Below are 11,910 nucleotides of genomic sequence, written 5' to 3' on the forward strand. Positions count from 1 at the left end.
AAATACTTGTGACTACTTGATGAGAAGCTTTTTCAGTAAGTAAATTTTTTTCTCAGATGAAAGTCTTCATAAGAATCTTGTTTTAACTCTCAAACTCTTGTTTAGTATTGCACAATCACCATGTCTATCTTTCGGTTTATTGGTTATTTCTGCTCAGCGTTGAGCCTAGCGATCCTAATTTCTTGTAGCAATCAGACCCCGAACGCAACAACCTCGGCTCCAGCGGCTCAAAGTTCTACCCAAGCAAGTTCAGCGATGAATCACTCGATGAGTGGCGGTAGAAAGATCAACATTAATTCTGCCATTTTGTCGGAACTCGACAAATTAGAAGCAAAATTAGGCGTCCCAGCGCTGTCGAACAAGATTCAGGCAAGTCGACCTTATGGCAATGTCGAAGAATTGGTCGCCAAGAACGTTGTCACGCAGCCGCAGTTCGATCAGATCAAAGACATGGTAACGATCGAAGATATTCAGCTTGAAGGGGAAGCTAAAGATGTCGATTACATGACCAAGCTAGCCTTGATGAAAGGTCATTTGATGGTTGCCAAAGAATTGCTAGATTTACAAAAGCCTGATCAGGCTGAACCTCATATTGGGCATCCGGTTGAGGAAATTTACGCGGATGTAGAGGACCAACTCAATGAGCGTAAAGTGCAGGCATTTAAGGAGCCTTTGATCGCGCTGCAAGATGAGGTTAAAGCCGGGGCAAAAGATGCAGCCAAAGTTGGCACGGGCTTCAAGTCTTCCATGCAGTCAGTTGACACCGCGATCGCGGCCCTTCCTGAAACGCAACGCAACTCCCCTAGCTTTGTGCTGAAAACGATCAACGGATTGCTAGATACCGCCAACTCCGAGTATGGAGCTGCGATCGCCGATGGCAAAATCTCTCAGTTGATCGAATATCAGGACTCTCGCGGCTTTGTCACGTATGCCAATGAACTCTACGATGGGATCTCGGCTCAAATGGCAAAGGAGTATCCTGATGCTCATAAAGAAATTGAAACCACGATGGCAACCTTGACAAAGACTTGGCCCACGCCGACGGCTCCTGCTGCGCCAGTCAGTACCAGCGATGAGGTTTCCAAAATGGTGAAGACGATTGAAGCGAGTACTCAGAAAGTGACAAAGGCTTCGTGACCATTACAGATTGAGATTTCCGAAGCCACGTCTATTGTTAGTTGCTGGTTTCGGGAATCCTGATTGCTGCCCTTTTTGAATGCCCCTCACGTAACTCTCGTATTGACGTACTTCACTATGGATTTTAGTTCAGCGTTACCCACCTTTGTGATTACTTTGCGGGAAGGGGTCGAAGCGGCGTTGGTCGTCGGGATCGTTCTGGCGTATCTCAAAAAAGCGAAACAGCGTCATCTAAACTCCTGGGTTTACGGTGGGATTGTCGTTGGACTCATGGCGAGTGCCTTGGTCGGCGTGTTGTTTGGATGGATGATTCAGAGCTTGGGATCAGCAAATCTTCCCTATGGCTCAGCGCTAGAGCCGCTGCTCGAAGGCGTCTTTAGTCTGCTTGCGATCGCGATGCTCAGTTGGATGCTGATTTGGATGACTAAGCACGCCCGCAGCCTGAAACAGGAGGTTGAAGGAGCCATTGGCTCAGCGTTGAGTCGTAATGCTAGGGCAGGCTGGGGCATTTTTGGACTGATTTTCTTCGCGGTACTACGAGAAGGATTTGAGACTGTCCTGTTTATTGTGGGCAAGTTTCAGCAAGGATTAATTCCCGCGATCGGCGCTTTGTCTGGAATCGCTGCATCTGCTGGAATTGGCGTCTTGCTGTTTAAGTGGGGCATCAAGCTCAATTTGCGAAAATTTTTCTTAGTGATGGGTGTGCTGTTGCTGCTCATTGTGTCGGGTCTGGTCGTCACAGCATTGGGACACTTTGACACTGCCCTCAGTACAGTGGCACAGCTTGATCGGAAATCTCAGTCTTTGTGTTTCTTTTACGAACGGTTTGCCAAACCTCAAGACCGAGACTGCATTCTAGGCCCCATGGTTTGGAACTTTGCAAAAGTGCTGCCTGACGATCGGTTCCCAGGAGCAATCTTGAGCGCGTTGTTTGGCTATACTCAGCGATTGTATGCGGTTCAAGCCGTTGCTTATGTCGTTTTTCTAGCGACGATCGGTAGTATTTATTTTCAGACGCTTTCTGGACGGGCAGTCTTTTCTCGCAAAGCCTCCACTAAGGGCGTCGAACCGAATTCCTCTAAATCTAAACAAACAACATAAGCGGGTTAGTGCAGAGCGCAATCCGAAGAAAGTGGATTTGCCACGCTTTGTAGAATTGCTAGTAAAGTGTTTGTCAGTCCTGTTCGCGATAGATTCACACAAATAAATTTATGAGAGACCTCGATACAGACAAGGCGACACACTTGCTTAATTTAATAATGGAAGCAGAATTGGCGGGTGTTGTGCGCTATACCCATTATTCGCTGATGGTGACTGGACCCAATCGAATTCCAATCGTTCAGTTTCTCAAAGACCAAGCCAGTGAGTCGCTGATTCACGCTCAGCAAGCAGGCGAGATTTTAACTGGGTTAAACGGGCATCCCAGCCTCAAAATTGCTCCCGTTGAGGAGACTCATAAGCACTCAATCTATGACATTTTGCTAGAGAGCTTGAACCACGAAGCCTCTGCCTTGACTTTGTATAAACAACTCTTAGAAGTGGTAGAAGATGCCAGTATTTATCTTGAAGAATTTGCCCGGGGTATGATCGGGCAAGAAGAACTGCATGGGATGGAATTACGCAAGATGCTACGCGACTTTCAACCCAACGCGAGCTAATTGTGTTATCTGATGCGAGCGCCAACGCCACCAAGTTCGACCCTATTACACCCAAAACAGCACTACCTAGCCAATAAAACAACGCTAGGTAGAGTCCTTGCGATCGCATTGGAAGTGAAATATCTAATGTGTAAGTAGAAAACGTTGTGTACGAACCGAGAAACCCAGCCGCAAAAATAAGCGATGTCTGGGTGAAAAGACTGACCTTAGTGATAGCTATGTGATGAACAATCTCATGGCAAATCAACCCGTGACATGAGTTAAAAATGTCTTGAATGGGAATGCACTGCTGAATCAACAAGGCTGCTTAGTCTCAATAACCTATCAGACCTCAACCTGATCGTTGGAGGAAGCGATCCGCTCAGAGGTTCTGTCGATCGCTTCTCACACTCTCTCGCTGTTGTAGTGATTCAATTCAAAGTTGTAGTGATGCAAGTTAGACTAACTCTCAACTGCACTTGCAACTCTAGAGACAACTGGAGCTTCTACGAGCACATCAGAAGAACGAGAAGGCGCTCCATAGCGGGATGTCAATTGATCCGCAAACGACTGAACGTAGACATTATGGTTGTGCTGTTGCATCACGAAATCATAGCCCTTCTGAGCAAGAGCTTCAGCTTTTTCAGGCTGATTTAGTAGATCTGCGATCGCCTGTTTCATCCCATCTACATCTCCAGGATTGACACCAATAATGTATCCGCCGTCAATCACTTCTTCAACCAGTCCGGGCGTCCGTGTCATGATCACAGGTCTCCGACACGCCATTGCTTCAAACAATGTGGTTAAGCCTGCTTGATAGTTATGATCCAGTAGACTGATGACTACAACATCAGAGTCGCGATACAACTGACGCAGTTCGTGCCAATCGTGATAGCGACAAACCATGTTGCTTGGCAATACTTTTGGCATATTACGCAAAGACGCTTTTGCATCAGGAGACACGGCTGATGCTCGGACATCTATATCTAAATCGGCAACTGCCGCTGCCAAGGTGTGGTAGTCTCGGCTTTCTAGCCCACCACTGCCAATAAGAGGACGCTTTTTAGGCGCTGACGGCGTTGCTGGCGTAAAGAAGCGAATATCGGTGTGCTGCTCTCGGAATAGAGAAACTCGATCAGACGGTAACTGCAAATACTGTTGCAGAAACTCTGCTTTAAAGACGGTATTGGTCATAAACAGATCAATCCGCTGCTTCAGACCAAATAGCTTCATCGCTAATTTCGCTCTTGGTCGGTCAGGATTGTGCATGAAGACCACGAGTTTGGGCGCATTTTGAGGATTGCAAAGGGCAGCGATCGCAAATCCAACAGTCTCTCCAATGCAGAACACTACGTCTTCACTGCCTAATTGAGCTACAAGCCGCCGTGCCAGTGCCCAATCTTGAGGACGCCCAACTAATTTTGAGTACACTTTATCGAGCAGTGAAATCGAGTCTTGACCGGGCAAGTGGATCGTTGCATTAAGAAGCTTTCCAGCATCAGTCATGCAGTGCCGTGGACGCTCGTCAGCGTCTGCTTCCTGGGCAATTTTGTCGAGGTCAAACGGATGATTTAAAACGAGGTGATACCGCACCAGATTCTCCTTTAGATGAGGATGGAATAAGACGTCTTACAAAGTCTGACTAGTCTGAGCCTGAGGTGGAGTGCTTCACACCAAGTCAGTACCCTAAGCTCCTGAAGCTGCTCTACGAATAGACTTAAAACTGCCTTCTGGGTACCGTGTAGTGTAAATACTGAGGACAATAATACAGGTATCATCTGTTACTTTCTTTAGCGAAATGAAAAGTTTATAGAAATTCCTATAGAGATGAAGTTTTCGCGAATTTGCGACCGGATCTCTCCGTATAAGAGATGCAACACAACACATGCTTCAGACAAAGCTACGCCCTAGCAGCCTGACAGATTGAGCTACTAGGGCATAGAGAAGATTAACGAGGCTTTTTAAGGTCTAAAGAATGACATCAATGGGAGTTCCAAACCCTAAGATTTTTCTACCAACTAGCAGAATGGCAAGAAGCACTGCAAACATCGCCGTCGCTACAACATCTTGAGTTATGCAGGACAGCTTTTCTTTTTTAAGCGCAAAGAGATTCACGACATACAGCGGAAAATCACTGAAAGCAATTACTACAATCGCTCCTAGCGTCTGGTAAAGCGAGAATGCTATAGGCAATCCACCAACGATCGTAATGAATCGCGCCAAGTTGCTTTGAGCAGAATACATCGGTTTTCCAATTGCTAGTAGCGCTGGACTCGTGCTGTAAAACAAGACTGAAAACCAGATTCCACAAGCTAAAATCGGCAGCATCCAAGCCGCTTGCTGATACTGATCCCAATGCTGATTACGACCCTTATACAGTGCAACAATCACCCAGTCCCCAAAGCAAACAAGCAATGCTAGAAAGCCAGCTAGTCCAACTAATATGAGCCAACGTTTGCGTACAATTTTGCGACGCAGTTCATGACGAGGCAGCTCAAGCTGATTTGAGATCGCTGGAAAAATCACTCGACTACTTAACTGTCGAATGATTTCTCGCGGAATACTGGCTAGCGTATTTGCGATCGTATAAATTCCTAACTGCTGGAATGAGAGCAATTTTGCCAAGAGTAAGCGATCGGACTGGTCTGCAACAAACATGAAGGCAGACGCAACTGCCATCCATTTTCCAAACGATCGCAGTTCCACCAGACATTCTCGATCCCACGCTAAACGATTGGAGTAGCCTGGAATTAATAAATGGCTTCCTACTAAATTCAGCACTGCACCAGATAAAGTTCCGAGCGCTAAGGAGTAAACCGAAGGGCTAAACCAGCACAGTCCAATTAAAACTGAGAACGCCAGCACCTGAAGCACCAGTTCATAGACGGTTAGCCTACCCAAATCCAAGCGACGTTGCAACGTATGAATTGCCGTTGAGGAACATCCATCAAGTACTGAAGAGAAGCAGACCAAAGGAATCAGGATAAACAGCCGATCGTCTCCGTAGAACTTTGTAATAGGGTACGTTAACAGCAGGCTGATCAGCCAGATTTGAACCCCACGAATGATCTGAAGTGTCCAAGCTGTATTCAGAAAGATTGGATCTTCTCCTCGCTTATTGTTAACGATGCTTTGAGAAATTCCAAAATCTGAGAACAGTTCAATTCCCATGCGTAGCGTGACTACAAATGCCATCAGTCCGAAAAACTCGGGCACTAGTAAGCGCGTGAGAATCAAATTGTTGCCTAGTCGCAGCGCTTGCCCTGATCCATAGCCAAGAATTGTCCAGATTGCACCCCGAACGGCGAGCTTTTTGAGAGAGGCAGCCATGATTAATTTGCGTTCCTTAAATTCGGAGCAGTTTGAGCAGCAAGGTAACCCCAAACATAAGCTGTGGGGGAAATCGACTGCATTACAGTGAATTCAGTTGCCATTGGGAACAGGAACACATCAAAGTAGGATTCAACGGTAGGCCAAGTGTTGGGAGCAGGAAAAATAGAAGGTTTAAGCAGTTCAATCGTCCAAAAATCACCGTATCGAACCGGATCATAGGGGCCATAAACTGTTATTCCCGGTGGAGGAGCTTGTCCCAACATGCGCTGATCAATGACTAGCGGATTTTGAGGGCTACGTTGTCCAAGACCTGTTGTGTAAGTCATATTATCGGGATTCGCTCCCAGCGAGAACTGACTTGCCAAAACACTTCCTTTCAGGTACTTGGAATTGTTGGTGAGATAATGGGCGCGCACCATTGCAACGGCTTTAGGAGCGCCGAGTCCAGCCCCCCAACCAATCGGTTCGTAGGGATGCTGTTTTGACCACTTGAATGCCGTCGTATCAGTCAAAGCAGTCACCGCATCGGCTTCTCGGATCAGCGCGTTAAACGCGTTTTGTTGAACAGTGCGATCGGTCTGATTTTGAGGCAACCGCGCATACAGAAATGCAGCATCTCGCTGATTGTGCTTATCCCACTCATTCGTTTCTTGCTTTGCATCTTTAAACACCGTCGTTTGTAGAAAAACCTGATGCCACTTAGAGTCTCCCGTCAATCGATATAGCTCTAGAGCCGCTATGTTTCGGGCATCTCGAACTTGCCAACGACCCGCATCCGCAGATTGCCGATCTGCATACTGAACAGCTCGGACTGCGCTCAATTGATAGTCTTGAGCGCGTTTAGCATCTTTGGACTTAAACCAATGAGCAGCACGAGCTGCCACACTTGCATAGAGGTAGCTTGACCAGGCATCGGGCGCATAGGCAAGCACTGTCGTCGATTCTTGCCAACTCGCTTCTCCAGTCTTTGGATCAATCTCAGATTGAATTCCCCCTCGAATCCCGCCATCGGAAGTTTGCAACCGCTTGTAGAAATCAATATTCCACAAAGCTTCATCTACAACATCTGGAATTGAATTGTTGGATTCAGGAAGATTGAGATTGACCTGACTAAAATAGGTGGGCGCAAGTTCCTGCATTTCCAGCAACGATCGCGAGACGTCAACATGCTGAATTCGGCGATCCCAATCACCAGCATCAAAGTAGCCCCCCCACGCATTCGGAAGTTTCTCATTTGTCTTGCTTTTGGCAATAACCTTCGAGAAATCATCGGCTCCGATTCCTTGATCGACACTTGCAAGAGACTTTGTAGTCGCGTAGACTGTCGTTCCATCTTTGGGATGAAACGGACGAGGACGCTTCACACTGGTATAGGGCGGGCCTAGCTCAATTCCACTACGCTGATGATAGAGTCCTCGTGCAGACACATAAAACGCTTGCTGCCAGACAGTTTGATCGATCTGAAAAGATAGGGAACAGCCAACAGTGTCAACACAAGCTCGATAACGCCCAGGCTTCTGCAACGAAGTGAAATCTAGAAGATGAACATCGGTAAGGGTGTGATTGCGATTCTCTGGATCTTCGGGTTGATTGCTTGCTCTAGAGAGCTTAGTTTTACCTGTGTACACCGATCGGTTTGTCGCTTCATCAATCACCGAAAAGTTGAGTCCTTGTGGATATGTCGCTTTTCCGCCACTGCCCATCCAGGTCGATAGAAAAGCAACCTTTGCTGAGTCATTCGGATGGAAGCCCAATTGTGAAACATGAACTGCCTCACTGCGAGTGACATTAGGTTCGTACTTGAATGACAACCGCTCAACATTTCCACCAGAAAAATTGAGTTGATAGGTTTTACCAGGTTTAAGCGCAGAGGGAAGCTTGAGATAGACCGTATGTGCGACTGGAAAATCAAATTTCCATGCACCCGTTCGCGCCATATTGGTTGGCTTGCTTTTTCTAAAAACAGCCGTAGGAGTTATGCCCGATGAATAACTTGAATCGGTTGAAGACGTAATTTTATAGCTCGTTTGCTGATCTGCCCACTGAGGATCTAGCCGCGCACCAACAACCTGATCAAATGTACGTAGAATATTGCGCTGCGGACCCGCAAGAGAACCAATTTCTTGTCCCCCTCGACTCACCCAGTCATCCCCAACCGGACGAGGTTGTTTCACCTGATCGCCAAACTGCTTTTGGTACGGGACTTGCTTGCCCAGAACTACTTGCCCTGAGTTGATTTGCAGTGTCAGAATATCTGGTTTCACTAAATAAGCTTGAGAAACTTTAATCTGCGGACGATCGCCTGCCACTACGTCTGCTGAGCAACCAGCTAGCAGAACAGCAAAACTAATTGAAATTAATCGTTGCAACCCATTCATGGCGTTTAGCTTAGCGCAAATCATTTCTCAATATTCTGCAACAACTGCTTCGATGCATCCGTAGTCTTTCTAAGAAGAATTACTATAGTTAACCTGGTTAAGTGAAGTAGCTTCGATTATTTTAGAATTTGCGCCAACTATTAAGATGCACTTAAGAAGCGCTGCTAGCCTATCAAAAAAGCGCATTATTCTAGAAAAAATAGATCAAAGTTCATCAATTTGTTACTTAGTCTTTAAGGTCTTTTAATCTCAAACCTAATTCTGCGACTTATGATTGCCTTAAGTTTCAGCCATAGTTGCCCTAACAGATACATCTCCTTCGTTGGGCAGGTCAAGCTACTGTCACTTAAGGATGAAGTTTCAAAATTTTAGTATTTACAATGGCAGTACTTTCCCGGAGCAGCCGAAAAGTTTGTTCTAAGTTTTTCAGCATATGCGTATAGCTTACTTAGAACTAGCGTATTTTTGAATCCAAATCTTCTTCAAATCCTGACATTTAGTTACCTAGCTAAGTTACGCAGACCCTTTCCGTTTTGCTCCTTTCCAACTGACTTAGTGTGCATTGCCCCCACTCCTAATTTGAGAGCGTTTTTGACGATGAGCAAAAAGATTTTTCTAGTTTCCCCCGTAAGTTTACGCAAGGTAAATGGGCGGTTAGGATTAGATGAACAAACGTGTGAAAAACTAGTTCGATGGACTGAAAGCTTTGGGCAGGTCATTTTTGCATGTACTGTGCTGCCACAGCAAGTCACACCATCAAGCTCTGAGACGTGGAGAGCGATCGATGATTTGCCCTGTCGCGATCGCATTGAATTTGTACTTTTGCCCTACGCATACCGCATTCAAGATTTCATCCGAACCTATCGCAAAACCCGACAGCTTCTTAGAACCAAGATTCGCGAGTCTCAGTATCTTTGTTTCTCACCTTGCGTTTTAGTAGGCGATTGGTCAGGCGTCGCCTGTCTGGAAGCGATGAAGCTAAATCGACCCTACGCCGTTTCGACAGATCGCGTCGAGTACCAAGTGATTTGGAGAACCCTGAATAGCTATCCACTGAAGCATCGCATCAAAGAGCTTTTGCTGCTGCCTCTCATGCCGCCCTACCTAAAATTCTTGATTCAACGCAGCCGCTTGGGGCTGTTCCAGGGACAAGAATGCTATGAAGTGTTTTCTCAATTCTGCAACAATGCCCACTGCGTCTATGATGTTCACACTCAAAAGGAAGACCAAATTAGCCGCGATAGGCTGAGCAGTAAAATTGACCAGCTCGTTCAGGGACAGCCTCTTAAGATTGGATATGTCGGGCGAGCATCAGAGATGAAGGGTGGGCTGGACTGGATACGAGTCATCTACCGTCTTCGTGAAGCGGGTGTGAAGGTCAACGCAACTTGGTTAGGTGATGGGGAGTTATTACCCCAGATGAAACAGCTTGCAGCCGATCTTGGGATTCGCGATCGCATTCACTTTGAGGGATTTGTAGGAGATCGTCAGAAAATTCTAAAAATCTTACGCCAGCAGCATCTTTTTCTCTTTTGTCACAAAACTCCAGAATCGCCGCGTTGTCTCATCGAAGCATTGGTTTCGGGATGCCCAATCGTCGGATACGACAGTTCTTATCCTAGGGGACTGGTTGCAGCACAGGGTGGAGGATTGTTTTCACCCATAAACGACGAAGTTACGTTAACTGAACACATTATTCAGCTCAATGCCGATCGATCAAGATTGTGTCTTCTAGTGCAAGAAGCGACGCGAACAGGACAACAATTTGATGAAGAGACTGTGTTCCATCATCGAAGTGGCTTGATTAAGAAACATCTCCCTGCTAAACCTGACTCAGTACTATCCACAGCTCCTTACTCCCGCTAGATAAAACTTTCAGTAATATTTCATCACTAATGTTTCAGATGAATGATAGGCACGTGGAGCAGGGAGTAAAGCATCAAAACCGCCTACTCTAGATAACAGAACTTCCAACGTTGGGAGTTCTTTTGTGAAACCACAGAATTTGTGCCGTGAAAAAGCTACTTGGATTTGCCGAAACCTGCTTTGTCGTCCTAGGATTCACCTTTTTTACAGGGGGTTTTGCCCTCGGCGGAACCGAAGATGGGACAGCAGGTTTAATTCCGATTGCTGTCGTAACCGGAATTCGATATTTTATCTGGCTCGTGTCTAGCTTGTTGGTTATAGTGCATTGGAGAAAAGCCCTCTTCACGGCTAGCCGAGACTGGATTCTTTGGCTTGTGTTGGCACTCACTCTTGTTTCTTTTGCTTGGTCAGATTTGCCAGAGTGGGTCTTCTGGAATGAGCGGGAAGTCTTGCAAATGATTTCCTTTGGGCTGTACTTTGCGACTCGCTTTACCTTACGTGAGCAAGTACGGCTCCTTGCCCTATCGCTAGTAGTAGGTGGATTGGCAAGTGCGCTCTTTGCGATCGGGCTGCCTTCTGCGGGAAAACACGGTGCAGATCACCCCGGAGCATGGAAAGGAATTTATGATTACAAAAACACCTTCGGTAGCATGATGGTGTTAGGAGTAATTACCTTCTTTCTGATGCCCATTGAACGCCCAGTTGAAAGAGTCCTCAAGTGGCTTGGGTTGGCGTTCTGCACAGCGATGATTCTTCTAACTACGTCTAAGACTGCTCTTATTCTCCTAGTAGTAATAGTCGGAATGTTAGCGTTCTACCGAAGATTCCGTTGGCAGGGCAAGCTTTCCGTCGTTCTATTGGACTTGGGCGTTCTCCTGATGGGGTGTGTGGTAACTGCCCTGTTGAGTAGCTGGATGGAAATCGTCAAAGGGCTGGGAAGAGACCCGACCTTAAGCGGAAGAACCTTCATTTGGCAGGTTGTTGGACTGCACTTCTGGGAAAAACCCTGGTTTGGATTTGGACGCGGTGCGTTTTGGGCACCCGAAAGCCGATTTCCAAGAACAGCAGCGCTCTTCTTTGGAGACCAATATATTCCTCCCCATGCTCATAATGGCTTTATAGATACAGCGTTAGATATTGGATTAATTGGACTGGCGCTGTTTCTTATCTGCTTCGTAGCAGCCTACCTTTGTGCCTTACAGCGGGCTTACGCCGCAAAGCATTCTGAGGAGCTGTTCCCCTTAGCATTTCTTACGTTCTTAGCAATCAACAATATGACCGAGAGTTATTTACTCCGGCTAAGCAACGTTTACCTTGTGTTATTTATCGTAACCACATTGACACTCAGACGCAGATGGCAAGTCGATGAAGAGGAAGACCCTGAAAAGAATTTGCGTTTACCAGAATACGGAAATCTACAGGTAAGAGAAGACTAAACGAAAGAAGCTGGATCTCCTTCGATCCAGCTTCTTTCGTTTCCATTTCTAATAACTAGTAGGGAGGCTTAGGAACGTGGATTAAATAAGACCGGCGGAAAAGGGAAAGGTGATAGGCTTGGA

At 46.4% G+C, this 11,910-nt stretch carries 8 protein-coding genes and 1 pseudogene; 5 read left to right on the forward strand and 4 right to left on the reverse strand.

From position 1 onward, the window contains the following. The first annotated feature begins 120 nt into the window (after positions 1-120). The 3 genes from AC5JLB_RS19075 (at position 121) to AC5JLB_RS19085 (ending at position 2,795) form a co-directional block, all read left to right on the forward strand. A complete protein-coding gene (locus AC5JLB_RS19075) occupies positions 121-1,137 on the forward strand; it encodes a 4-helix bundle domain-containing protein (RefSeq protein ID WP_495875407.1) in 1,017 nt (338 codons plus the stop codon). Positions 1,138-1,254: 117 nt separating this feature from the next. Beyond that, entirely contained in the window at positions 1,255-2,238 is a 984-nt protein-coding gene (locus AC5JLB_RS19080) for an FTR1 family iron permease (RefSeq protein WP_495875408.1), read from the forward strand. A gap of 110 nt (positions 2,239-2,348) precedes the next feature. Next, positions 2,349-2,795, forward strand: a complete 447-nt coding sequence (locus AC5JLB_RS19085; RefSeq protein WP_495691775.1) for a ferritin-like domain-containing protein — start codon at positions 2,349-2,351, stop codon at positions 2,793-2,795. Positions 2,796-2,850: 55 nt separating this feature from the next. Here AC5JLB_RS19085 and AC5JLB_RS19090 read toward each other — a convergent pair. From AC5JLB_RS19090 to AC5JLB_RS19105, 4 genes and pseudogenes are all read right to left on the reverse strand, one after another. Beyond that, positions 2,851-3,096, reverse strand: a pseudogene (locus AC5JLB_RS19090) (hypothetical protein); the annotation flags it as partial. Between the two features lie 140 nt (positions 3,097-3,236). Further along, a complete protein-coding gene (locus AC5JLB_RS19095; protein ID WP_495875409.1) occupies positions 3,237-4,367 on the reverse strand; it encodes a glycosyltransferase family 4 protein in 1,131 nt (376 codons plus the stop codon). 375 nt (positions 4,368-4,742) lie between these two features. Then, positions 4,743-6,104 carry an oligosaccharide flippase family protein gene (locus tag AC5JLB_RS19100; protein ID WP_495875410.1) on the reverse strand — a complete coding sequence of 454 codons (1,362 nt, stop codon included), beginning with the start codon at positions 6,102-6,104 and terminating at the stop codon, positions 4,743-4,745. A 2-nt stretch (positions 6,105-6,106) separates the two neighbouring features. Further along, on the reverse strand, positions 6,107-8,485 hold the full coding sequence (locus AC5JLB_RS19105) for a glycoside hydrolase family 9 protein (RefSeq protein WP_495875411.1): 2,379 nt from the start codon (positions 8,483-8,485) through the stop codon (positions 6,107-6,109). Positions 8,486-9,082: 597 nt separating this feature from the next. Between AC5JLB_RS19105 and AC5JLB_RS19110 the strand changes: the two genes are divergently transcribed. Together AC5JLB_RS19110 and AC5JLB_RS19115 are read left to right on the forward strand one after the other, a co-directional pair. Next, on the forward strand, positions 9,083-10,351 hold the full coding sequence (locus tag AC5JLB_RS19110) for a glycosyltransferase (RefSeq protein ID WP_495875412.1): 1,269 nt from the start codon (positions 9,083-9,085) through the stop codon (positions 10,349-10,351). Positions 10,352-10,497: 146 nt separating this feature from the next. Continuing rightward, positions 10,498-11,787, forward strand: coding sequence for an O-antigen ligase family protein (locus AC5JLB_RS19115; protein ID WP_495875413.1), 1,290 nt, complete (start codon positions 10,498-10,500; stop codon positions 11,785-11,787). Positions 11,788-11,910 lie beyond the last annotated feature (123 nt).

It is taken from the genome of Myxacorys chilensis (assembly GCF_059505265.1).